This is a genomic window from Sphingobacterium sp. B16(2022) (genome assembly GCF_012030425.1).
Classification (GTDB): domain Bacteria; phylum Bacteroidota; class Bacteroidia; order Sphingobacteriales; family Sphingobacteriaceae; genus Sphingobacterium; species Sphingobacterium anhuiense.
Genome location: NZ_JAAUVN010000001.1, coordinates 2289262 through 2314899 on the forward strand (window position 1 = coordinate 2289262; position 25638 = coordinate 2314899).

The window sequence follows — 25638 nt, forward strand, 5'->3', positions numbered from 1 at the left end:
ATTGGCAATAAAATTATCAATCGTTGAAAAACACCATAAAATCGATAATTAAATCAGTTGCAAATGTGATTTTTGAAGTAAATTTGTAATGTGATAAAGAAAAGTACCATACCCGTATTAGATAACTGCTCCATCAATAACGATTCGAGCAGCCTCTTATTTGTCGATCATCTTGCTGATTACATCGCTATGCATCACAATATGGTATTTCCGCATAAACACAATTTCTACCATTTTGTGCTCTTTACAAATGGTTCCGGCAATCACCTGATCGATTTTGAGAAACACGAAATAGAAGCATATCAAATCTACTTTATGGCCCCGGGGCAAGTTCACACTTGGAATTTCAACGGTGATGAAGAAGGTTTTGTTGTAAACTTTGATCCGGAATACTTTCAATCTTTCTTATTACGAACGGATTATTTAAACCGTTTCTCGTTTTTAAGCGGTCAGAATGATCAGATTGTATTTACAATTCCCGAGTCGAATAGACAAGACGCTGTAAAAATATTTGAGGCATTTTACCAGACAAGTAAAAATCCGACTGCTAGCGATTTAATACGGGTGAGCTTACTTCAGCTATTGCTCTGGATTGAATCTTGGCATGGTACAAAAACAGAAAAGGCGAGTAATCCCTATAATTATACCATATTCCACAATTACCAGCGTTTAGTGGAAAAGAATTTTAAAGAGATTAGATTACCTAAAGCATATGCGGAACAGTTATTTATTACTCCCAATCATTTAAATGCCATCTGTAAATCCTATATCGGAAGTGCAGCAGGAGAAATAATACGAGAACGCGTATTACTTGAAGCAAAGCGATTATTAGTCAATAAAAATCTTAATATTAATGAGATCGCTATCGAGTTGAATTTTAATGACAACTCTTATTTTACTAAATTTTTTAAAAAAGCTACTGGATTAACACCCGATGAATTCAGAAAAAACAACAGTTAGATATGAAAGAGAAGGAAACTACTTACGAATTATCAGAATTTAAAGCCGCCAGCAAGGCACTATGTCCACGCTGTCGTAAAGGAAAAATATTCACAGGGAATACTTATGGCTTTAAAACACAAAAAATGAACACACATTGTGATTATTGTGGTTTACGCTACGAACGTGAACCCGGTTATTTCTACGTGTCAATGTTTGTGAGTTATGCATTCACCGTTGCTGAGATGATAACAGCCTGTGTAGCAACTTATATACTAACGGGAAATGACAGTTCTTTTTGGCTTTACTCCATTGTGGCACTTGTAACCGTTTTTGTATTGAGCCCTTTCAATTACCGTTATTCCAGAGTGGTACTGATGTACTGGTTGAGTCCAGGATTGAATTACAATCCGAATATCAAACAAAAAGAAATCAACCCCACATCAAGGACTTTATAAACAAGATAATATTTACCTTTATACAATGAAGGAGTTAATTTATCTCGACAATAATGCAACAACTAAAATCATGGATGAAGTATGGGATACCATGGTACCCTATTTCATCCATAATTATGCAAATGCATCCAGTGTGTATCATAGCATGGGGCGTGAAGCCAACGGAGCAATAGAAAAAGCCCGTCTACAGGTTGCCCGATCTCTTAACTGTCAACCTAAAGAGATCTTTTTCAATTCAGGTGCAACCGAATCCATTAACACAGTACTAAAAGGAATTTATAAAAATTATAAATCCAAAGGCAATCACATCATTACAGTCAAAACAGAGCACAAAGCTGTTTTAGAAACCCTGCTACAATTAGAAAAAGAGGGGGCTTTAGTTACCTATCTTGATGTTGATCACACTGGAAAAATAGATTTAAGTGTTCTAGAAGAGCATATTACGGCACAGACCATATTAGTCTGTATTATGGCCGCAAATAATGAAACCGGTTATATCCACCCTATTCAGGAAATTGCGGCGTTATGCAAAGATAAAGACTGTTTATATTTTTGTGATGCTACACAATACATTGGCAAAATCCCACTTAACCTTGCTCACATCCCCATTGACATACTATGTTTAAGTGCTCACAAACTCCATGGACCAAAAGGCATCGGCGCATTATTCATCCGTCGCAAGTCCAAACCCATCCAAATCAGTGCACTGATTACAGGAGGAGGGCAAGAAAATGGTTTTCGGGCAGGTACATACAATGTCCCCAATATTGTTGGTCTCGGATCAGCAATAACCCACATACAGCATCATGAAAGAGATTTTGAGCATACGATTCAATTGAGGGAATATTTAGAAAATGCATTAAGTAAAATCCCTGCAACTTATATTCATGCAAAGACTACTTCACGTTTACCTAACACCACGTCGATCTGTTTCAAGCATTTACTTGCGAGCGAGCTCATGACCCATTGTCCACAATTAGCATTATCATCCGGTTCTGCATGTGTTAGTGGTACCAGAGACCCGTCTCACGTACTACTTGCAATGGGGGTTTCAAAAGAAGATGTGTTAGCAACAGTACGATTCAGTATAAGCAGATTGACAACAAAAGAAGAAGTAGACACCACCACTAGGCTCATTACAGAAGCAGTGACAAAAATTAGACAAAACTCTCCTATCTGGCAACTCTTCCAAGCCGGTCTTATTACTTAATTATTACATTTAGGGTCAGATTTGTATTGGAAATAAAAAAGAAGTTAGCGTAATTTGTACTATTCAATATTAATATAATTATTCAGCGATATGGTAACCGTTACAGACAAAGCAAAATCTCGAATTGAAGAGATAATGAGTACTGAAAAATATGACAGCAGTTATTTTGTGCGTGTTGCTGTTGAAAGTGGAGGTTGTTCAGGCCTAAGCTATAAACTGCATTTCGATAACGAAGAAAAAAAAGGTGATCAGTTTTGTGAAGATAAAGGTGTTAAAGTATGTTTAGATATCAAGTCATTCTTATATCTAGCTGGAACAGAGCTTGACTATTCTGATGGATTAGATGGTAAAGGATTTGAATTCCATAATCCAAATGCCACAAGAACTTGTGCTTGCGGTGAAAGTTTCTCCGTTTAAAAAAACAAACATATAAAAAATATTGGAGGTCGCCATATCAAAATGGCGACCTCCTTATTTTTTTAAGATCTCATCAATTCAGGCAATTTCTTGCCATCACATCAAAAATATATCAATCTGGAAATAAATTTACCAACAATACCTTGTTATGTCTGAAATATTGCTATTTTTGAGGAAAATTGAGGGAATCAGAATTTGTTTTGAGTATTACTCTATACAGATTCTTAACAGATACAAATAAAAAATAGATAACTAAGAGGCTATTTTTTGATATATATACATTTCATGGATAAAAGAAAGTTATTAAAAACTGAAGTTGCTATTAGTTTTGTAAAGGATACTTTTGCACAACAACTTAGAAATAATTTAGGATTGATTCCTATCTCATCACCTTTGGTTGTACTTGATGGTACAGGTATAAATGATGATTTAAATGGCATCGAAAGACCAGTAGCCTTCCCTATCAAAGCGCTACAGGAACGTAAGGCTGTTGTTGTTCACTCACTAGCAAAATGGAAGCGCTTAAGATTAAAAGAGCTTGAACTTGAGGTTGGAGAGGGCATATTGACAGATATGCGTGCATTACGTCCTGATGAGGACTATACGCCGATTCACTCTATCTATGTAGATCAATGGGATTGGGAAAAAACAATCTCCGCAGAACAGAGAACATTTTCTTTTCTACAAGATACCGTTCTAAAAATATATGATGCTTTACGTTTCACTGAAAAGCAAGTAGAACGTCAATACCCAGATATTAAATCTGTTTTACCTGAAGAGATTACCTTTATTTCTTCAGAAGAATTGTTGCAAAAATATCCAACATTCACACCTAAAGAGCGTGAAAATGCCATTGCAAAAGAGCATGGCGCTGTATTTATCTATGGTATAGGTGGAATTTTATCGAATGGCGAAGCTCATGATGGACGTGCAGCAGATTACGATGACTGGAGTACTGAAAATGGAAGTGGAACAAATGGATTAAATGGGGATATCTTAGTTTGGAATCCTATTTTAAACACTGCATTTGAACTATCTTCTATGGGCGTACGTGTAGACAAAACTGCGTTAGAGCGACAGCTTAAAATTAGAAATAATGCTGAACGCGCAACATTATCATTCCACAAAATGTTGTTAAATGATGAGTTGCCAGAAGCCATCGGTGGTGGAATCGGACAATCACGTGTATGCATGTTTATGCTTAAAAAAGCACATATTGGTGAAGTTCAGGTCAGTATATGGGATGAACAGGAAAAACAATCATTACAAGATAAAGGAATTCATTTATTATAATTGAATCCATAAACATAAAAAAAGGTCTGCTTACGGCAGACCTTTTTTTATGTAATACTTTGTGTACTTTTGCAACATGCAAATAGACGCCATATTACAAAAACTCCATATCTCTTCGCTGAATGACATGCAGAATGAGGTCATGGATAAATTCAAAGAAAAAGAAAATCTCATCTTACTTTCACCAACCGGTTCAGGTAAAACATTAGCTTTTGCACTTGCTTTGATGAAAACATTAAACAAAGATGTAGCTGACGTCCAATCTTTGATCCTTGTACCCACCCGCGAATTGGCTTTGCAGATTGAATCCGTATTAAAAAGAGTTGCTACCGGTTTTAAAATCACCTGTTGCTATGGCGGTCATGATACCAAGACTGAAAGAAACAATTTAAAGAATCCTCCTGCTATCCTCATTGGTACACCAGGTCGTATTGTTTATCATCTTGAAGGAAACCACTTTGATCCGACACAAATCAAGACGCTGGTTTTGGATGAATTTGATAAATCATTGGAATTAGGTTTTCAGGATCAGATGTCTTTTATAATTGACTACTTAACTAACTTAGAAACACGCATCTTAACGTCGGCTACCGCAATGAAAGAAATACCTGATTTCACAGGCATTTCTGCTGCAACGGAGGTTAATTTTCTAAGTCACATACAAAGTGCACCAGCGTTAACGATAAAAAAGATTGTTGCTCCAATCCATAAAAAATTAGAAGCGCTATTTCAATTGCTATGCAAAATAGGTAATCAAAAAGTACTTATCTTTTGTAATCATCGCGATGCTGTTGACCACATCAGCGAATTGCTACAAAACCGTGATATCATACATGATGTATTCCACGGCGGACTGGAACAAAGTGATCGCGAACTTGCACTCTTGAAATTTAGAAACAATAGCAATCATATCTTAATCACGACCGACCTTGCTGCCCGAGGACTTGATATCCCTGAAATCGATGCCATTATCCATTATCAGTTACCTTACCGTGAAGATGATTTCACACATAGAAATGGTAGAACAGCACGTATGCAAGCAAAAGGAAAAGTATTTATCATCTTAAAACCTGACGAAGATTATCCATATGTGGCGGATGATATCGAAATCGAAGAAATCGATGGTGAATATAAGCTACCTGAAAACTCTGATTTCGCTACCCTATACTTTTCAGCAGGTAAAAAAGATAAAGTCAACAAAATTGATCTCGTTGGCTTCTTACTTAACCTCGAGGGAATAGAAAAAAGTGATGTCGGTATTATTGAAGTTAAAGACAGGGAATCTTTCGTTGCTGTCAAACGCTCTTTAGTTAGCACCATACTTAAACATTCTAACCTCGGTAAGATTAAAGGCAAAAAGATTAGAATATTGAGAAGCTAGGCTATTCCTATCCTCTCCCAAAAACAGATAACTGTTATTAAAAAAGGCCAAATTAAATCATGATATTTAATCTGGCTTTTTTTTTAATCCAGTCTTTATTCATTTTTCTTATCTTGTCCTATCGTAAAATTAATCTAATACCATGAACAAAGTATTTTTAGCTTTTTCAGTGCTTGCAACAACCTTTTCATTTCAAGTAAAGGCTCAGTCAATCCTCGAAACAGACTATGTTAAAAAGAATTATGATAAAAAGGAAATTTCAGTTCCGACGCGTGATGGGGTCAAATTATTTACCACCATCTACACACCAAAAGACAAAAGTCAGCAATATCCTGTTTTATTAAACCGCACCCCTTATACCGTAGGCCCTTATGGTGAAGATAAATACAAAGAGACATTAGGGAATTTCCCGGCAATGACTTTAGAAGGTTACATCTTTGTTTACCAAGATGTACGTGGCAAATGGATGAGCGAAGGAAACTTTGAAGATATAAGACCGACAAACTTAAAAAAAGGAAAAAAAGATATTGATGAAAGTACGGATACCTATGACTTACTAGAATGGCTCAGCAAAAACCTAAAGAACTACAATGGTAAAGCAGGCATGTACGGCATTTCTTATCCAGGATTTTACTCCACAGTAAGTCTTACGAAAACACATCCATCATTAAAAGCAGTATCACCGCAAGCTCCCGTAACAAACTGGTACCTGGGCGATGACTTTCATCACAATGGCGTACTTTTCACAGGAGATGCATTTAAATTCATGTCCAGCTTCGGTATTCCTAGACCTAAACCCATTACGCCAGATCAGGCACCCAAGACTTTTCAATATCCTTCAAAAGATGTTTATCAGTTCTACATGAATGCCGGGACAGCGAAAAACCTCAAAGACAACTATTTTGCCGATTCTATCAAATTTTGGAATGATGTCTTTGACCACCCGCATTATGATCAGTTTTGGAAAGATAGAGAGATATTACCGCACTTAACCGATGTTAAACCAGCCGTTATGGTAGTTGGAGGCTTTTTTGATGCCGAAGATGCCTACGGAACATTTGAAACTTACAAAGCGATCGAAAAACAAAACCCAAAGAATAATTCGATTCTTGTGGCTGGCCCTTGGTTTCACGGAGGCTGGGTACGTGGTGACGGTAGCTCTTTTGGTGATATTCAATTTGACCAGAAAACAAGTGTGACGTATCAGGAAAAATTTGAACTACCCTTTTTCAATTATTATCTGAAAGGGAAGGGTGATTTTAAGGGGGCAGAAGCGAATATCTTTGTAACAGGAAGCAACCAATGGAAATCATTTGATAAATGGCCTCCAAAAGATGTAGAGGACAAAAAACTCTACCTACAACCTCAAGGCAAACTAGGGTTTGAAAAAGTAGGACGTACAGATTCTTGGGATGAATATGTTAGTGATCCTAACAAACCTGTACCTTATCAAGGTGGTGTTATGGAGAGCAGGACACGTGAGTACATGATCGACGACCAGCGTTTCGCCTCATCTAGACCCGATGTTATGGTTTATCAAACAGAACCTTTAAACGAAGATATCACAATAGTTGGCCCCATTAAAAACTTCCTAAAAGTATCAACCTCTGGAACAGACGCAGATTATGTCGTAAAACTTATTGATGTCTACCCTGCAAACAGTCCATCCTCCAACAATAAAGTTATGGATGGCTACCAAATGCTGGTTCGCGGTGAAATTATGGCTGGAAAATATCGGAATGGATTTGAGAAGGCAGAACCTATGCAACCGGATTTTGTTACTGCGGTTAACTATAGCATGCCTGATGTAGCGCATACGTTCAAAAAAGGACACCGCATCATGATTCAGGTACAAAATACCTGGTTTCCAATTGCAGAACGTAATCCACAGCAGTTTTTTGAAGGTTATGAAGCCAAAGCGAGTGACTACAGGAAAGCAACACATCGTATTTTTCATGATCACAACAATTCGTCATATATTGAATTTTCGATCTTAAAATAGAAAAAGCATGCTTTACCATTTCTTTCTTGCCCTACATTCGGCTAGCAGATGGATGATCGTCGTTTGTCTTATCGCATTATTAGTACGTGCCTATATGGGCTGGAAAAAAAAGTATCACATGAAACCGTATGATTATATACTACAGATAGTAACGTTAATCTTACTTTACATACAGTTTATAGTAGGATTAACACTCTATTTTGAAAGTCCGATCGTACATTATTTTATCAAAAATTTTAATGAAGCCATCAAACTGCGTCAGGTACGTTTTTTTGGAATGGAACACATCACCATGATGACTATTGGCCTTTTAGTGTTTACCATTGGATATATAAAGGCCCGTAAACAACAAAGCAGTGTAGCTAAATTCAAAACGATATTTATCTACACTGCTTGGGCTATATGCATTATCTTCACCTCTATCCCGTGGGAATTTTCACCTTTAACGAGTAGACCTAGCTTCAGAATGTTTTAATAACAATTACTCTCCTTTCCAATTTGGAGGTCTTTTTTCCATACGCGCGGCCATTCCTTCTTTAAAATCATGGCTTGTTCTCAGTCTTTGCAACTGCTCAAGAAGAAAAGCATACTGATCAGCCTTTCTAAGCCCTTCTAATTGTTTCGCTGACTCAAAGCCCATCTTAACCGCTAATGGCGCAATAGACGTCAGCTTATTGATCAAATCTGGCAACATATCGGGTTTCTGATCCATCAGTTCAAAAACTAAACCCATATTTTTCATTTCTTGAGCTGAAATCACCTCTGGACGAATGCATAGATCCATTGCTTTGTTATGGGGCAAATGCTTCAGCAGACCCGCCAAAACCTGAAAAGGAAACAATCCTAACTGCACCTCTGGTAAAGAGAACTGAACTGTCGACTTCGCAATAACATAGGTGCATTCTAGAATCATTAAAAAACCTCCCGCAATCACATTTCCTTCGAGCACTGCGATCGAAGGTTTATTCAATTGTGATATGACTTCTCCCAAAGACAAATCAACATGTGGAACCGTCTTTGCCAGCTCGGAAACATCTGGATTTTCAAAAGCTTTCAAATCCATGCCCGCACAAAATACAGGACCTTCCGCGTCGAGAATAAGCACCCTAACATCCGGATCAGAATCTGCGATTTGTATGGCATGATAGATCTCATCAATCATCAACGGTGTAAAAGCATTTCGTTTTTCAGGACGGGCCAAGGTCAAATAAAAAACATGATCGGCCTGTTTCACCTTAATAAACTTATAATTCAAATGACCACTCATAAACTTCTGACTTTATGCTATTAAATTAATAAATTCACCACCAAAGGTCAATATTTTATCCTGCCCTTTTCGCTCAAAATAATATATTAAATCTTCCGTTGGAATATTCCCTACCAACTCATCTTCGGCAAACGGACAGCCTCCGTATCCTAAAATAGCACCATCAAATTTTCGACATCCAGCAAGGTAAGCGGCATTGATTTTATCTAGACTACTTGCCTTAGGAGAATGAAAATGTGCACCGATATTTAAGGTTGGAAACCGTTGTAATGCCTGTTCAAAAAGTTGTGTTATCTGTGGCAATGTTGCCTCAGAAGTTGTGTCTGCCAAAGAAAATTCCACCACCCCTAGGGCAGCAATATTGTCCATCCAATCAAGCACAAGCTCATTACTCCAAAAATCACCAAATGGATTTCCAAATGCCATGGATATATAAACCACCATTTCTTTTTTGTGTTGATGTGCAATTTCCACAATACCTTTCAGACGTTCAAATGAATCAATGATAGAAGCATTTGTATTTCGTTGCTGAAAAACCTCAGAGATGGAAAAAGGATATCCCAAATAAGTGAGATTATCCGATTTCACAGCACGTAAAGCACCTTGTTCATTAGCAATGATCCCCAGCAGCTTCGTTTTACCGGACGTATTCAGCTGACGAAGCACTTCTTCAGTATCCGCCAATTGCGGAACAGCTTTTGGAGAAACAAACGATCCACAGTCAAGCCAGTCAAACAATTCGCTTTCAAGCAACATGTTCAAATACTTAACTTTTTTTTCCGTTGGAATCACATGCGATATCCCTTGAATGGCATCCCTGGGACATTCTACCAAAATTATATCTTCTTTTTTAGGCATCTTTTTGAATTTCCCGAGAAATAACCATCTTCTGTATACTCGACGTACCTTCCCCTATTGTACATAATTTTGCGTCTCTAAAGAACTTCTCAGCAGGATAATCTTTTGTAAAGCCATATCCTCCAAAAATCTGAACAGATTCATTAGAAACCGAAACTGCCGTTTCTGAAGCGTATAGCTTTGCCATTGCTCCTATTTTAGAAATGCGTTCACCACGATCTTTCATATATCCAGCTTGACGGGTCAGCAGCTCTGCTGCCTGAATTTCTGTAGCCATCTCTGCAAGCTTAAATCCAACCGCCTGAAATTCAAAAATCTTCTGCTTGAACTGTTCTCTTTCGTTTGCATACTTTAACGCACATTCATAAGCACCACGAGCAATACCCAATGATAAAGCAGCGATAGAAATACGGCCACCATCCAATAGTTTCAATGCCTGAACAAAACCCTGCCCCTCTTCACCGACCATCTGATCCTGATGAATACGACAATTATCGAAAAACAAACATGCGGTTTCTGAAGCACGCATCCCTAATTTATTTTCCTTTTTACCTGCAGAAAAACCTTCCGTCCCCTTCTCGACAATAAAAGCAGTAACACCCTTTTTGTCACCTTTCTCACCGGTACGGGCAAGTACAACAGCTACGTCCGAGCTAATGGCATGTGTGATGAAGTTTTTAGAACCATTCAGCACAAAATAATCACCGTCACGAACCGCAACAGTCGCTAATCCTCCAGCATCAGACCCCGAACCCGTTTCTGTTAAACCCCAAGCTCCCAGCCATTCTCCTGTTGCCAATTTTGGTAGATATTTCTGCTTCTGACTTTCATTTGCGAAACTCAATATATGATTTGTACACAATGAATTATGTGCCGCTACCGAAAGTCCTATGGAACCACAAACTTTGGAAATCTCGTCCAAAACGGTTATATACTCCTGGTATCCAAAGCCAGATCCACCATAAGCTTCCGGGACAATAATGCCCATAAAGCCATGCTCGCCGAGCTTCTTAAATAAAGGTGCAGGAAATGTTTGTGCTTCATCCCACTCCATGATGTAGGGACGAATATGAGTTTCAGCAAAGTCTCTAGCACTTTGGCGAATCATCATCATTTGTTGTTCATTTTCAATAAACATAAATGTAATCTTTAATTTATAATTGGAATTCTGTTATTTACAATAATAACAAAATTATAACATCTTTTTTTAGAGAAACTCAAAATATAATGTTAAATTTATCTCATATTATCAAATTCTGAATTTGACATGCTTAAAATCCAATTATAACATGAATGAACTAATTGTAGAGTTAGAACTAAAAAGAGCAGCACTTCGCTTGGGAGGTGGCGAAGATAAAATCAAAAAATTAAAAGCCAAAGGAAAGCTCACTGCATGGGAGCGTGTCGAATACCTCCTTGATGATCACAAAGCTTATGTTGAAATTGCCCAGTTTGCCGGAGACAATATGTACCCTGAAGAAGGCGGTTGTCCAAATGCAGGTGTTGTCTGTGTTTTAGGGTATGTTAAAGACGAATTATGCGTCATTGTCTCTAATGATGCAACTGTAAAGGCTGGTGCCTGGTTCCCCATTAGCTGCAAAAAAAATCTACGTGCGCAAGAAATTGCTATGGAGAACAAAATTCCCATCATATACCTTGTCGATTCTGCAGGTGTCTTTTTACCGATGCAGGATCAAATATTCCCTGATAAAGAGCATTTTGGACGCATTTTTAGAAATAATGCTAAAATGTCATCTATGGGTATACCTCAAATAGCCGCTATAATGGGCAGTTGTGTTGCGGGAGGTGCCTATTTACCGATCATGTCCGACTACGCATTTATCGTTGAAGGAACCGGCTCTGTATTTTTAGCTGGCCCCTATCTGGTCAAATCTGCTATCGGTGAGACTGTTGATGCCGAAACATTAGGAGGCGCAAGCACACATTCTGTTATTTCTGGCGTTACAGACAATAAATTTCCAGATGAAGCAAGCTGTCTTGATGCTATAAAAGGTGTTATGGATAAACTTGGTGCGCATCCAAAAGCAGGATTTAATCGTAAAGAAGCCAAGGCGCCTTTACGTCAAAGCTCCGAAATCGCAGAAATATTGCCTTTAGATCGCACAAAACCGTATTCCATGCACAAGCTTTTAGAAGCTTTAGTGGACGAAGGTACTTTTGAAGAATATAAACAGGATTATGGCAAAACGATTGTCTGTGGTCTTGCCCGTATTGACGGATGGGCAGTAGGAATCGTTGCAAACCAACGTGAAATTGTTAAAGCAAAGAAACCAGCTGGTGCTGTTGAAATGCAGATGGGTGGGGTAATATACAGTGATTCTGCAGATAAGGCTGCACGCTTTATCATGAACTGTAATCAACAATTAATTCCACTGGTATTTCTGCAAGATGTAACAGGTTTCATGGTCGGTAGTCGCTCCGAACAGGGCGGAATCATCAAAGATGGAGCTAAGATGGTCAATGCGATGGCAAATTCAGTTGTGCCCAAGTTTACCTTTATCATCGGCAACAGTTACGGAGCTGGAAATTATGCGATGTGCGGTAAGGCATACGATCCTAGACTCATATATGCTTGGCCTACGGCGCAGATGGCTGTTATGAGCGGTGCTGCTGCCGGCAATACCCTCTTACAGATTCAAGAATCTGCTTTAAAAGCGAAAGGCATAGATATATCTGAAGAAGAAAAGAACACACTGCTAGATGATATCAAGAAACGTTACTTGGAACAGCTAAGCCCTTACTATGCTGCTGCCCGCATCTGGGTCGATGGCGTAATCAGACCCGATGAGACAAGAACTGTTATTAGCCTTGGTATAGAAGCTGCAAATCATAACCCAATTACAGAACGTTACAATGTCGGTGTGATCCAAACCTGATCCCCTACATCACATTTTGCAAAAGTAAAATAGCATAAATAATGCCCCGATTTTTGACCGGGGCATTATTTATTTACATACAGTAATTATTTACATTAATAATAACTACTTACTATCTAATAGTAATTTAACCCAAAAATCAAGAGAATTAGGATCTCTTAATACAGCGACGCTTACTGCCTTCTCTAACGGAGTTCCCATCATAATTTTTTTCACAGGAATCTCCAGTTTCTTACCACTAAGCGTGTAAGGAATGATTGGTACTGCTACAATAGTATCGGGTACATGACGTGGACTATAGCTTTTTCTTAGCTTTAATTTGATAGCCGCTTTCAGCTCATCGGTCAAAGAGACTCCGTCCTCCATCTGCACATACAGGGGCATGGTAGACGTCCCGTCCGCATGATCAAGACAAATAATTAAACTATCGGCAACTTCCGGAAAAGTATTTAATATGTTATAAATTTCAGCAGTCCCGATACGTACCCCACCCCGATTCAAAGTAGCATCAGAACGACCGTAAACGATAATACCCTGATGTTCCGTAAATTTGATCCAGTCGCCATGACACCACACTCCTGGGTATTTTTCAAAATAGCTCTCCTGATACTTTTCATTATGAAGATCATTCCAAAAATATATGGGCATTGATGGCATAGGGAGCGTTATAACCAGTTCACCTACTTCATTTTTCACTGATTCTCCATTTTCATTAAAGGCTTCAATCTTTGACCCTAAGGTTAAACACTGTATTTCACCGGCATAGACAGGTAATAAAGGATTTCCGGATAAAAATGCGCTACAGACATCTGTACCGCCACTCAGTGAAACAATCTGCGCTTGGGGAAATTGCTTTTGTAACCAGGAAAAGGTCTGCGGAGGCAATGGAGAGCCTGTTGAACCAATCGTTTTGGGTTGAAAACGAGGTTGCGTCAATTCAATATGCTGATTGGCGATATAATAGGCGGCGCCAGCCCCCACATGGTCAATCTCGTGCTGTCCAATAAAATTCCAAAAAGATAACTTTTCAGGATAGGCCAATGAACCCTCATAAATACAAAGGGTAGCCCCCAGTAATAAGGAAGAAAGCGCATAGTTCCACATCATCCACCCGGTGGTTGCATACCAGATAAATCGCTCCCCCTCTTGCACATTCTGGTGTAAAGCCAATGCTTTTAAATGCTCCAATAAAATACCACCACAGCTGTGCGTAATTGCCTTAGGCTTACCTGTCGTACCAGAAGAGTATAAAATCCAAATTGGATGGTCAAAAGGTACCGCTGTAAAACGCAACGGCACTCCTGTCTCTTGTGATACCGCATCTTTCCAGACCTGTTCATCCACAAAAACGACATCGTGTACCAGACTTTCCAGATTTGAAGATAGATCAATCATTGAAGCTTTAAGATCAAATAATTTGCCGTTATAGCTGTATGCAGCATCTGCGAACAAAAGCTTAGGTGTCACCTGAGAAAATCGTTCCAATATACTTGAAGATCCAAAATCTGGAGAACAGCATGACCAGATAGCGCCAATACTGTTAGCCGCTAAAAAAAGAGCGATAGAAGCGGGACTGTTTCTCAACACACCCACAACACGATCTCCCTTCTCTATACCCTGCCCTATCAAGAACGGCTGCAATGAACTAACCATTCCTTCCAGTTCGTCCCAAGAAATGCTCTGAAGGGGCTTATTCTCTTCCTGGAACAAAAGAGCCGGCCGTTCTGCAGTAGATTTTCGGAAAATATGTTCCGCATAATTTAAAGTGGCACCTTCAAACCATTTAGAACCAATAAATCCTTGTGGAGAAGCTTGAAAAATTTCTTGGTGAGGAGTATGAAAAATTACGTCAAAAAACGCGGCGATATCTTCCCAGAATTCTTCCAGATTTGAAACTGACCAGTCCCAAAGTATAGGATAAGAATCCATCTTAAATTGTCGTTTCTGTTCTACAAATTGCTTAAACTGGTATAAAGAAGATTCCTGTTGATAAGCAACAGAAGGCTTCCAAAGTAAATTACTCATTATTCTGATTCATTTGGTTTGAATCAAATCTAACGAAAATAATGTAAAATAAATCAGCTCAAGAAATTGATTTGTAAACAACAGATGTATTGCTATAATCAGGTCTTAAATCTAATAAAAATGCTAATCAGGGTTGTAGCCATTACGAGAAACATCAATAAATCTAAAAGATTCAAACATAGACATCAGCTTTTATACCCCCGTTAAATCGTGAAGAGAACTCCTTGAAAGTCCGTACAAGTCCATGAAAGTCCGTGAAAGTCCACACTCTACTCGACAACGGCTCTGCATTGATAGGTATTTACTAGGATACACCTCCGCCTTTCGTTCGACTCCTGTTCGACTGTACTTCGACTCCTTTTCGATAAAAAGACAAACAAATGCCAAATAATCATCGAACGAATCCCGAACCAGTTCCCTAGCATCCCCGAACCAACACGAATCAATATCCGAACCATTACCAACGGATATCAAAAGAAAATGGCCTAAGCGTATTTAATATTAACATGAACCCCTAAATAATGGCTAATGTTTGTACTAAAGCACATCGATAATCGTATCTGTTTCAATTGGATGTCCCGTACAAAGTAAAATACGTCCATTTTCAACTTCACGATCTGTCAGTACCTCATTATACGACATACGCACTTTTCCTTGGGAGCAATTTGATATACATGTACTGCACATACCCGACTTGCAGGAATATGGAAGCTTAATCTTGTTTTCCAAACCCACATCTAAAATAGATTTATTATAAGGAATATCTAAATGATAGCTTTGGCCTTGAAAGTTTAATTTGATGGAGTAAGTCGTCTTATCCACCTCTTTTTCTGTTTCATCATCATCGTCTTCTTCATTTTCAGGAAGCAAAAAGGTCTCCCGTTTGATTTGAGATTCATCAAACCCCATCCCCAACAAAGTGAAACGACACAAGTCCATATAGATCACTGGACCACAGGTGTAAAACAGAACGTCCTGATGTGCAGTTGGCAAATGATTTTTCAAAATGGAAAGGATATAATCTCTATTCAATCGTGCTGTCATCAGATTTTTACTATTTGAATAAATCCAAATGATCTGAAGACGATCCGGATATTTTTTTGCCCATTGCTGTAGTTCTTCTTTAAAAGGAGTTACCTCTGGAGAGCTATTGCTATAAGCCAGCACTATCTTTGATTTACTTTCACGAACCAACGCAGTCTTCAAGATGGAGAATAAAGGAGTGATACCAATACCTGCGGCGAATAAAAATACGGTACGTGCGCTATCTTCAATAGGTTCATAAATAAACAGACCTTGTGGATCTAATGCATCCACAATATCTCCCTCCTGAATTTTATGATGTAAAAAACGGGAAATCTCACCGTTTTCAACCCGCTTAACCGTAATACTTAAGGGTTCATCGACATCTGGTGAACTACTAAAAGAATACGATCTCCTCAACTCCCGATTAGCAAATTCAAAAGATAAAGTCAAAAATTGACCAGCTTTATAAGTTGGAAACTCCCCTGATACTGGTTCGAAATTAATGGTTACATTGTGATTTTCACGCGGAATGATGTTCGTAATTCTGAGCTTGTGCATAACCAAAGATAGTATTCACATCGAGTTTTATCAAATCATTAATTGCAATAGACTATAGATAGCTGTAATAGACAATTCTTCAAAAAAGTGGAACATTATGCTTCCCAACTATCAAGCATATTATCTACAGCACCCCTTCCTTGATAAAAAGCTTCTTCAAAAATAGAAACTCCACTTAAATCAGAATGAGCAAAGAAAATCTTGTTAGCAATTGGTAGAGTCAGCTGTTTTCTATATTCAGAAGACAAATAACCCGGAATTGGGGAAACCATGCCATGGCCATGCCTAAAAATCTCTATAGAAATGATTTCATCTTCAATACCAAAATGCGCTATTGAAAGATCCTTAATAATAAACTCCTTCCATTGCTCATCAGTTTGATTATACAGTTTACGCCTTTGTTCATTTAAATCCGTACCATCCAAACTATGATAATAAGAAATCACAAATGGACTTGTGAATTGGCCTAAACTCTGGTGCTGTGCATATACATACCCTAATCCCTTTGCTCCAAAAATAATGTTTTCCCAGGCAAGATTGGCGCCATCAGCAAAAGGAAATTTATGCAACACCACTGTTGCAACAATCCAGGGAGCATACTGTAGCAGTTGAAAATTTTTGCCTCTCTGCGGCAATAGGTACTTGTTGACATATTGCGGACAGCAATTAATCACTTTTTCAGCTATTATTTTTTTTGACACCTTTCTCTGCGCATCGAACAGCAACACTTCAACATTACTTTCATTTACCGTTATTTTGTAAACCATATGTTGTTTCAGAATTTGATTTTCGAAGCTTTCAGCCAATAACTTGGCTAATCGACCATTTCCTTCTTGCCACGTAAGTACAGCATCTTCATCTTTTTTAAAATCGTGCTTTCGAGCGGCAAAATAGTGAATCACCGCAAATGCAGCGGTATATTTTATTCCAGTACCATAGTCATCCCTACAGCAATAATTAAGATACTCATGAAGATAGCTCGAAGTATAACCTTCTTTTCGTAACCACTCTTCCATCGTTATTTGATCAAGGCTTAAATCAAATTTTTCGGGTGAAGAATAGCACATTGGAATATTAAAAATATAATGGCCATTTTGATCTTTCAAGGCTTTAAACTCTTCCATCTTATGCAGAAACCTTGTAAACTCTTGTTGATCAGCATCACTACTTCCATATTGCGGTACAATACCTTCCTGCCAATAATTTTTGATAAATAAACGTTCCTGTGGAGCAAAGGACAATTGCTCTTCGTCAAAAATTGGATTGCCATTGTCATCTCGGCCAATTACAACTCCTACATCAAATAAAAAATCAATCAACTCAACATTAGAAGCATTTGGAAGTGGTAAATAATGAGCTCCAAGTGGATATTTGGAATACTTATTTTCTCCACTCTTTGCATTCCCTCCCGTCTCAGCCTCTAATTCTACAAGAAAAAAATCTTTCCCTCCACGCTTATTTAATGTATATCCGGCTGTAAGCCCTGCAATCCCACCCCCTATAATTAAAACTGGAATCTCCAGTGTCTCACTAATATTTGGAAAATCAGGAAACCGTAGTTTATGTCCTAAAATATGGTTTGTCCCCGTTAATTTTAGAAATATGGTATTCATTCTCCTTTTACAAGAAGATAAAAGATAGCTTCCTAACGTCAGTAAAATACTATTTTTAACAAATGATCGCCTGGATTCTTTATATTTTACTCCACTCCTCATCAAAATACCGTACTAAAATCTGATTATCTAAACGATTTATTTCCACATCTACAGCTTTCATATCAGCTGGAAAATCGGTCATTTTCTGAAGATTATAATTATAATACTTCAAATTTGGAACACGCTGGTTTACGCGATTGAAATTGACTCTCATATCGGGTGAGAAGAGGTTAAATCCCCATTCGCCAAAAGAAGGAACATAAGTATGATAGGCCAAATTATTCGGAAAAACAGATGCGATAGTCTCATAAATGCACCAATAAGATTTTGGTGCAAAATATGGAGATGTTGTTTGAACAGAAACGATACATTGCGGCTCCATGAGTGGATATAGGCTTTTGTAAAAATTGTTTGTATAGAGTTTTCCCAAACTATAATTAGATGGATCAGGAAAATCGATAATCATCACATCAAATTTATCTTTTGCTTCCTTCACCCAAAGAAACGCATCCCTATTTATAACCTCAACACGAGAATTGTTCAATGCATTAGCATTATGCTTTCTCAACAGTTCATTTGTCTGGAACAATTTTGTCATCCCCTCATCCAGATCGACAAGCACTACTTTTTCTACAGAAGAATATTTTAAAATTTCTCTTACTGCAAGCCCGTCACCCCCTCCTAAAACAAGTACTTTCTTTGGACTTTTAGCAATAGACATCGCTGGGTGGACCAACGTTTCATGATATCGATATTCGTCCTTTGTATTGAATTGTAGATTATTATTTAAGAACAGCTGATATTCTCCTTTTGCCTCAGTCAGTACAATACGTTGATATGGCGTAGAGTGTTTATAAATAACATTGGTACTGTATAGCTGATTCTCGGAATATTTTAACAGTTCATTAGAGTAAAAAAACAAACCAATCAAAATAATAAAGCATACAAGTGACTTTATTTTAAGAATAATTGGATTTTTAAGTTGTTTACTCAAATAAAAAGAGAGAAATATGCCAACAGTAACATTGATAATTCCAAAAAATAATGATGTCCCCATTACCCCAAGTTTCGGAATGAGTAATATTGGAAATAATACAGAGGCAATAAGAGCACCGATATAATCAAAAGTGAAGACATTAGAAACCAAGTCTCTAAAGTTGACACGATCTTTTAAAATATTCATTAACAGCGGTATTTCCATTCCGCTAAGACATCCTGTTAAAAAAACAAAAAGATATAAGATCAACTGGAAATGTTCAACTTGTTGAAATAACAGAAATAAAATAACAGAACTAGTTCCACCAATTATTCCAATCAACAACTCGATATCTATAAATCGGTCTAAAAGATTTTTAACAATATACTTAGCAAAAAACGAACCCACGCCCATCGCAAAAAGATAGGTCCCAATAATAAATGAAAATTGTTTTACAGAATCTCCTAACAAATAACTAGCTAATGCACCTGCAACCAGTTCATAAATAAGACCACATGTAGCAATTATGAAAACAGATATCAGCAGAAATATGGGCAGATTCTTTTTTTTATCCATGAATAGCTGCCGCAATAATAATCGATATGCCTAGAATGAATGCAGCAAAAACAATCGCTAATGCAATATTTTTGTTTTTAACGATTTCTTGCCATGATTTTTCAGGTGTTAACCTCTCTATAACCCAATAAGCAAATATAAAAACGACAATTCCGATTATAGAATAGACAATAGATGCCGCTATTCCTTTGTAAAAGATTTCATAATTCATATGACTATATATTTTTATTTGTGACTAGAACCATAATCCGAATATGTTGGTCGATAATAATGATACCGAGATCCGGTATATGTATTATCTTCCACTGTATTTACTTGATAAGATGTTGTACAAGTTTTGATATATTTATTATAGTACTGTAAGCCTAAAGATAATCCAAACAAGATCACGAACCAGGATCCAAAGCCTTTATAATTCAATACCGCTAAATAATTAATTTCTTTATTGACAAACATAAGGCTATCTTTTCCCAGTCCTAACAATGAATTTCTTATCCACAAGACCAACAATACGAGCAAAACATAAGTAATAATTAAGCCCCAGTAATCTACACCTCCAAAAGTGATCTTGTAGTCTTCATTTAGATATACTGAAGCAACATTCTTATTAGTTGAGTAGGTTTCAAATACCATGTGATATGTGCCGGGCTCTACTTTGCAAAAACTCACCGAAATACCGCAAGCATGATTAACTTCATTATAATGATGTTGCAAAAGTGCTGTTTCCTGTATTTGGTTGGTAAGTTCATTAATCAACTTGATCCGAAGATGCACATTTGGAACATTAACATCTGAAATTCCTTGAAAAGTTAATTTTTGTGGTTCACTGCCATTTACACTAAAAGACTCCCCAATGTACTCATTATTCAATTTTGAGGAAGTAAATTTTTGATCAAATTGATAGTAATACTCCTGAATATTAGACCTGTTAATTAAAAAGAATCCTAGTCCGATTAAGATAACAAAACAAATGGTCAATATATTGAGGATCGTACTCGTCTTTTTCTTCCGGCTTAGGTATTCATTATAATATTCAAAGGTTTGAAAATAATCTTCTTGATTTTGATATGTTCCACTATAGTACTCGTTCACGTTATCAATTATTTCATGCGATACGAAACGATCTTCATTGATACTATTGATATAAGTATTAGCTTGAGATCTTGCATCAAGATCTTCAAAGACAAACCCTTCCGCGTACACTACCTTTAAAGTATCCTGATATTTTAAAATATAGGTCCTTGTCTGTAATTTAAGCCGATCTTCCTTTACTGATTTTATTTCTGGCAGTCCAACTGAATGTAGAATAGCTGCATAATCAGGTCCATCACTCCAATAAATTTCGTTGTTTTTGGAATTGAGACCTACATATTCATTACTATACTCGCCATCTAGATTAACCCGTTGTATTTTGGTAATAACCACATAATCGTTTTTCTTTTCTCCAATCCGTTCCCCTAAGCTAGTCCATAAAATATATTCAGGCTTCGGAAAGACTTTAACAAAAACCCAAGTTGTATGATCTTCACCTTTATAATAACTTCCGCAATTAGAACATACGAAACCCTTATAATCAACCACTTCAACATCAAAACCATGTTTAAAATTACATTTCGAGCAAATGATAAGCATAAACTATCGATTAACAATGGTTTCATTCAATACTGACGCATCAAAATAATGCTTAAAAACCTCCCCTAGCTCAAGTACTTTCTTCGTATTATCCTTGAGATAATTACATAGATAAATATCTAGTGTAAGCTGTGAAAACTCAGGCCATGTATGGATACAGATATGTGATTCCATCAAACATATAGCTACTGTGAAACCTTTACTGTCAAATTCATGAGATGAGATTCCGACAATTTTCAGACCATGATCATTTATTTGATGTATTGTAAAATCTAAAAAATTCGACATATCGGTTAATAGATTAACATCATTCACCTGAAGTGTTAACAATTGATGGGTTCCTGGCTTATACTGTTCGTTCATTTCTAAAAATGGTTCTCGGCTATGGCGGCAAATATATACATTTTTTTAATTTAAAAGATATTAAAATAGAGTAGATTAACCAACTTATTGCCCGATATGACACTTAGATTCATCGGCTATACGCTAATTATCTTATTCATAAACATCTGTTTGCATTTCAATCAACCTGTTTTTTAAAATAGAATAATTGCTCGTCATTTAAAGGTCTCATTTCAATAAATTAATTTAGATCTATTACAAATAATGTATATTTGTAATAAGGTATGATTATAAAAGCAAAGATAAAACAACATAATGAATGGCTATTTTGGGAAGAGCTTCCTGAGATCAGCTCGATCAATACCATTTTATCCGAAAAGCATATTGCAATCAATAAAAGCCCGATAAATATCAGTACCTATCAGATCCTGAGCAGAGGCTTGTTTGTGCTCTGCGCGGATATGCGTGTTTCAGCTCCTGTAGATATTATCTCGGAGATAGAAGGCGAAGCTGTCGTGAGCCAATTTATCCTCAGTAAATCAGAATCTGCGCATGGATTTACTTTCAGTAAACATAACATACGTTACATTCCTTCTCTTTACGAAGAGCATCCGATTCAGAGCAATCAGGACTTCCTGTATTTTATGGTCATCATGACACCTGAACTCTATCAGAATATGATCAGCATACATACGCCACTTCATTTGGAATTCAAAGAAAAGATGAAGGAAAAGAAAGTGATCTCCATTGTCGAAGAAGATCTTTTTGTTACCACAGAAATGAAGGGGATCATTGATAGTATTCGTACCACGACAAATAAAAATGAATTGAAGCAGATATTTGTCAATGCGCGCATTCTCGAACTCATCATGCTTCAGTTTGAACAGTTCAGTTTCATCAGCGATAAACTTACGGATCTTTTAAAGATCGAAGATGTTCAAAAACTGGAAGAGGCACAGCGGATCCTTCGCAATAATTTTGTCAATCCGCCAACACACAAGCAATTATCAAAATTAGTACTATTGAATGAGTTTAAACTTCGCAATGGCTTTAAACAACATTTTGGTACTACCATTTACAACTACATCACACGTATCCGAATGGAGGAGGCAAAACGTCTGATTTTAAATGAAAACAAAAACATGTATGAGGTGAGTACGATCGTGGGTTTTAAACATCAGGCTAGCTTTACACATGCATTTAAAAAATATTACGGCTTACTCCCTTCAGAAATAAGCCGTTAATTTACTTTTATACCTTTTGACCTTGCAATAGCGAACGCCATGATTCTAATTCAGGAATACCCGGTTTTCGTTTCCCAAAAAGTTGAACAATTAGATTTCCCTGCTTGTCGTAAACTTCCAATGCGTTTACATCACCATCCGTAGAAGGTTTTCTAACCTGCCATATTTGGTCAATCGCATCCATATTAAGATGCAGATTAAACTGTGGATCTAGTACATTAAACCAATTCTCCATAGTTACAAGTTTCTTGATCAATCCCGAATGTATCTGAATACAGCCTTTATTGCTAACAAAAACCATGACAGGAACTTCCTGTTCTGAAGCCTGGTTTAAGATTTCTGTAAATCGCTCTAATGGCAATTGCTCTGCGAAACCAGAAGGTGCCAGACGTAATGCCTGTGTCCGCTGTAAGCTATATTTACGTAAAATACCAAAGAATTCATGGCTATCCTTCATATTCAGCCAATCTGACTGAAAACTATCGACAGCAATTTCCGTATCTGGAATGGAGATATCGCTTAAAACTGCGGGAATATTGATTGTAAAATACGTCTGGTCTGCAGCACGATAAGAATTTACAAGTTCTTCATAAACAGCAATCGGATTAGAGTCTTTGGTCAAATAAACTTTATGAACAGCTAATCCCGCTTTATCAAAGAACTGGATACTCAAAAGATCTTTAACTTTTACAGCAAATGCATAAGCCCAATTCTGAATAAAAACGCGTAGGTCAATATCATCATTATGAAATAATACGACATGCCCCTCATTGGAAGGTGTGGGATACGTTCCTTTTCTTTCATGAACACATGCATCATTACGTGTCAAAGCCATAACATGCCCTAAGCGCGGTAATTCCTGCAAAATAGCCCAAATATCATCCTTAAGTAACACCACATCATCTGACAATTGTGTCAATAGAAGCTGTGCTTCACTTACCTTAAGTGCTTTTGCACAGTCGTAAATCCTTGCCTTAGGATTATCTTTTTTATAATTTTCGTACTTTTCTTTTAATTCCATCGCCAGTTCATGTTTATAATTTGAATTAAATTTTGCTGCTGAATAATGTACTGTACAGGTTTGTACAGACGGTGTCAGCGTAGCCATATCAGTACTCACTTTTGTTTGTACACCAAATATAGCATATATATTTTCAGGCTTGAGCACTTCAATAGGAGCTCCCTCCCACCATTTCCTACCCGATTTGAGCATCAATACACGATCGGCATACTGTGCAACAAGATTCAGTTCATGTAATATGGCAACAACACTAAATCCAACAGCAGTCAAAGCTTTCGCAATGGCTAATGTTTGATGTTGAAATTGGATATCCATACTCGCTACAGGCTCATCTAATAATAACAAAACGTCTTTCTGGTCCCACACCTGTGCCAATACCCTTGCAAAATGAACACGTTGCTGCTCTCCACCCGACAGTTGCTGTATTTTTCTATCGCCCAGATGTTCGACTTCACAGATACGCATACACTCTGCTATAGCCACGTCGTGTTGCTCCTGAGATGCTTTCAAATGATAGCGTCCCATACGGACGACCTCCTCGACAGTAAACGCCATAGCCATACTATTGGACTGGTGTAGGAAAGCTCTCGCATAAGCAAGTTCTTTCAATGAGTAAGAACGAAGTGGTTTGCCTTTAAACAATATTTCTCCCTTTGCAGGTTTCAGATCGGAAGCCAACATACGTAACAAAGATGTTTTTCCGGCTCCATTTGCTCCTACAATTGCGTAAAATTCGCCTTTTTGAATAGAGATATCAATATCCCTTAAAATGGGACGCCCTTTGATTTCGTATGATAGTGATTGTACTTGTAGCATAAACTAGATTTTATTCTTGTCTCTGATCAGGATAAATAAGAAAACTGGAGTACCCAATAATGCTGTAATAACCCCAATAGGAAGTTCCAATGGCTGAATAATTAAGCGGGAAAGCAGATCAGCAAGTGTGAGGACCAATGCTCCGGCAATACTTGATGCCACGAGCACGTAACGATTATCAACACCACCAATCAACCGGATTGCATGCGGCACTAATAAACCCACGAAGCTGATAACTCCGGAAAATGCAACAGCTGCTCCTACTGCCAATGTTGAAAACAAAATAACAACAATTTTCAACCGGCTTGTATTGACGCCCATCATTTCAGCTTGAGATTCTCCTAAAGCAAAAACATTCAATTGTTTCGCAAAAAGAGGTAGAATAACTAAAGAAATCAAGACACAGGGATACAATACTTTAATATTTTCCCATGATGCTCCCGCTAAACTGCCCAATGACCAAAAGGTGATGGAACGTAATTGTTGTTCAGTTGCTAAATAACTCAATAATCCCGTTAAGGCTCCTGCAAATGCATTCATAGCAACACCTGCTAAAAGCATGGTTGCAATATGAGATTTCCCATTGTTCATGGATATACGATAAACAATAAGCACTGTCAATGTTGCTCCTAAAAACGCGGCAAATGCCAGAACGTAATAACCCAGGCTTGCAGAAATCATGGGAAGTAACAAGCCTTCGAAAGAGATAACGAGTGCGGCAAAAAAAGAAGCGCCTGAAGAAATTCCCATTAAGCCAGGTTCCGCTAATGGATTTCGAAATATACCTTGGATAGCTGCTCCACTGATTCCTAAAGCTGCACCAACTGCAATTCCCATTAGAATTCTAGGTAATCGTATTTGCTCCAAGACATTCACAGTCAGCTCATCAATACCTGATGAAGCTTTAAGACCTATCTTATGTAACAGTATAGAGCAAACATCCCAAAAGGAAACCGAAATCGATCCCATCCCTAATGAAAATATGACTACGATAATAAGTAATATGCTGAGTAGCGTGTAAATTAAGGTATTTTTCATTACAGCA

General features: G+C 37.5%; 22 protein-coding genes. 10 read left to right on the top strand and 12 right to left on the bottom strand.

Annotation, left to right across the window (positions count from 1 at the left end; genetic code table 11):
* Positions 1 to 90 precede the first annotated feature (90 nt).
* The 8 genes from HCX49_RS09990 (at position 91) to HCX49_RS10025 (ending at position 8175) form a co-directional block, all read left to right on the top strand.
* Complete coding sequence (locus HCX49_RS09990) at positions 91 to 960, top strand: AraC family transcriptional regulator (RefSeq protein ID WP_021189138.1); 870 nt, start codon at positions 91 to 93, stop codon at positions 958 to 960.
* A gap of 2 nt (positions 961 to 962) precedes the next feature.
* On the top strand, positions 963 to 1397 hold the full coding sequence (locus HCX49_RS09995; protein WP_168126953.1) for a DUF983 domain-containing protein: 435 nt from the start codon (positions 963 to 965) through the stop codon (positions 1395 to 1397).
* A 25-nt stretch (positions 1398 to 1422) separates the two neighbouring features.
* Positions 1423 to 2607, top strand: a complete 1185-nt coding sequence (locus HCX49_RS10000; RefSeq protein WP_168126954.1) for a cysteine desulfurase family protein — start codon at positions 1423 to 1425, stop codon at positions 2605 to 2607.
* A 90-nt stretch (positions 2608 to 2697) separates the two neighbouring features.
* Positions 2698 to 3024, top strand: a complete 327-nt coding sequence (locus HCX49_RS10005) for a HesB/IscA family protein (RefSeq protein WP_021189141.1) — start codon at positions 2698 to 2700, stop codon at positions 3022 to 3024.
* Between the two features lie 285 nt (positions 3025 to 3309).
* Complete coding sequence (gene asnA, locus HCX49_RS10010; protein WP_168126955.1) at positions 3310 to 4317, top strand: aspartate--ammonia ligase; 1008 nt, start codon at positions 3310 to 3312, stop codon at positions 4315 to 4317.
* 76 nt (positions 4318 to 4393) lie between these two features.
* On the top strand, positions 4394 to 5698 hold the full coding sequence (locus HCX49_RS10015) for a DEAD/DEAH box helicase (protein WP_168126956.1): 1305 nt from the start codon (positions 4394 to 4396) through the stop codon (positions 5696 to 5698).
* A gap of 142 nt (positions 5699 to 5840) precedes the next feature.
* Positions 5841 to 7700 (top strand): CocE/NonD family hydrolase, encoded by a 1860-nt coding sequence (locus HCX49_RS10020; protein ID WP_168126957.1) that lies wholly within the window; start codon positions 5841 to 5843, stop codon positions 7698 to 7700.
* Positions 7701 to 7707: 7 nt separating this feature from the next.
* Complete coding sequence (locus tag HCX49_RS10025; protein ID WP_168126958.1) at positions 7708 to 8175, top strand: hypothetical protein; 468 nt, start codon at positions 7708 to 7710, stop codon at positions 8173 to 8175.
* Positions 8176 to 8181: 6 nt separating this feature from the next.
* On the opposite strand, the gene HCX49_RS10030 is transcribed toward HCX49_RS10025, so the two are convergent.
* The 3 genes from HCX49_RS10030 to HCX49_RS10040 are packed head-to-tail and all read right to left on the bottom strand — an operon-like array spanning position 8182 to position 10963.
* The gene (locus HCX49_RS10030) at positions 8182 to 8967 is read right to left on the bottom strand and encodes an enoyl-CoA hydratase/isomerase family protein (RefSeq protein ID WP_168126959.1); all 786 of its coding nucleotides are present in this window, start codon (positions 8965 to 8967) and stop codon (positions 8182 to 8184) included.
* A gap of 12 nt (positions 8968 to 8979) precedes the next feature.
* Positions 8980 to 9825, bottom strand: a complete 846-nt coding sequence (locus HCX49_RS10035) for a hydroxymethylglutaryl-CoA lyase (RefSeq protein WP_168126960.1) — start codon at positions 9823 to 9825, stop codon at positions 8980 to 8982.
* On the bottom strand, positions 9818 to 10963 hold the full coding sequence (locus tag HCX49_RS10040) for an acyl-CoA dehydrogenase family protein (RefSeq protein WP_168126961.1): 1146 nt from the start codon (positions 10961 to 10963) through the stop codon (positions 9818 to 9820). Before HCX49_RS10040 ends, HCX49_RS10035 begins: the two co-directional genes overlap by 8 nt.
* A gap of 151 nt (positions 10964 to 11114) precedes the next feature.
* Between HCX49_RS10040 and HCX49_RS10045 the strand changes: the two genes are divergently transcribed.
* Entirely contained in the window at positions 11115 to 12722 is a 1608-nt protein-coding gene (locus tag HCX49_RS10045) for an acyl-CoA carboxylase subunit beta (RefSeq protein ID WP_168126962.1), read from the top strand.
* Between the two features lie 105 nt (positions 12723 to 12827).
* Here the strand turns inward: HCX49_RS10045 and HCX49_RS10050 are convergent, their stop codons facing one another.
* From HCX49_RS10050 to HCX49_RS10080, 7 genes are all read right to left on the bottom strand, one after another.
* Positions 12828 to 14747: an acetoacetate--CoA ligase gene (locus tag HCX49_RS10050; protein ID WP_168126963.1), complete on the bottom strand. Its 1920-nt coding sequence runs from the start codon at positions 14745 to 14747 to the stop codon at positions 12828 to 12830.
* 537 nt (positions 14748 to 15284) lie between these two features.
* On the bottom strand, positions 15285 to 16331 hold the full coding sequence (locus HCX49_RS10055; protein ID WP_168126964.1) for a ferredoxin--NADP reductase: 1047 nt from the start codon (positions 16329 to 16331) through the stop codon (positions 15285 to 15287).
* A 95-nt stretch (positions 16332 to 16426) separates the two neighbouring features.
* Positions 16427 to 17944, bottom strand: a complete 1518-nt coding sequence (locus HCX49_RS10060; protein ID WP_168126965.1) for an NAD(P)/FAD-dependent oxidoreductase — start codon at positions 17942 to 17944, stop codon at positions 16427 to 16429.
* 79 nt (positions 17945 to 18023) lie between these two features.
* On the bottom strand, positions 18024 to 19538 hold the full coding sequence (locus HCX49_RS10065) for a polyamine aminopropyltransferase (RefSeq protein ID WP_132842282.1): 1515 nt from the start codon (positions 19536 to 19538) through the stop codon (positions 18024 to 18026).
* On the bottom strand, positions 19531 to 19749 hold the full coding sequence (locus HCX49_RS10070; RefSeq protein ID WP_108160091.1) for a DUF350 domain-containing protein: 219 nt from the start codon (positions 19747 to 19749) through the stop codon (positions 19531 to 19533). The genes HCX49_RS10065 and HCX49_RS10070 overlap by 8 nt, the downstream gene beginning before the upstream one ends.
* Before the next feature lie 14 nt (positions 19750 to 19763).
* Positions 19764 to 21170: a hypothetical protein gene (locus HCX49_RS10075; protein ID WP_168126966.1), complete on the bottom strand. Its 1407-nt coding sequence runs from the start codon at positions 21168 to 21170 to the stop codon at positions 19764 to 19766.
* Positions 21171 to 21173: 3 nt separating this feature from the next.
* Positions 21174 to 21533 carry an S-adenosylmethionine decarboxylase family protein gene (locus HCX49_RS10080; protein ID WP_132842278.1) on the bottom strand — a complete coding sequence of 120 codons (360 nt, stop codon included), beginning with the start codon at positions 21531 to 21533 and terminating at the stop codon, positions 21174 to 21176.
* A gap of 263 nt (positions 21534 to 21796) precedes the next feature.
* Here HCX49_RS10080 and HCX49_RS10085 point away from each other — a divergent pair, with 263 nt between their 5' ends.
* Positions 21797 to 22756, top strand: coding sequence for a helix-turn-helix transcriptional regulator (locus HCX49_RS10085; protein ID WP_021189896.1), 960 nt, complete (start codon positions 21797 to 21799; stop codon positions 22754 to 22756).
* 7 nt (positions 22757 to 22763) lie between these two features.
* On the opposite strand, the gene HCX49_RS10090 is transcribed toward HCX49_RS10085, so the two are convergent.
* Positions 22764 to 24593 carry a heme ABC transporter ATP-binding protein gene (locus HCX49_RS10090; RefSeq protein ID WP_168126967.1) on the bottom strand — a complete coding sequence of 610 codons (1830 nt, stop codon included), beginning with the start codon at positions 24591 to 24593 and terminating at the stop codon, positions 22764 to 22766.
* 3 nt (positions 24594 to 24596) lie between these two features.
* Complete coding sequence (locus HCX49_RS10095) at positions 24597 to 25631, bottom strand: FecCD family ABC transporter permease (protein ID WP_132842274.1); 1035 nt, start codon at positions 25629 to 25631, stop codon at positions 24597 to 24599.
* Positions 25632 to 25638: the final 7 nt, after the last annotated feature.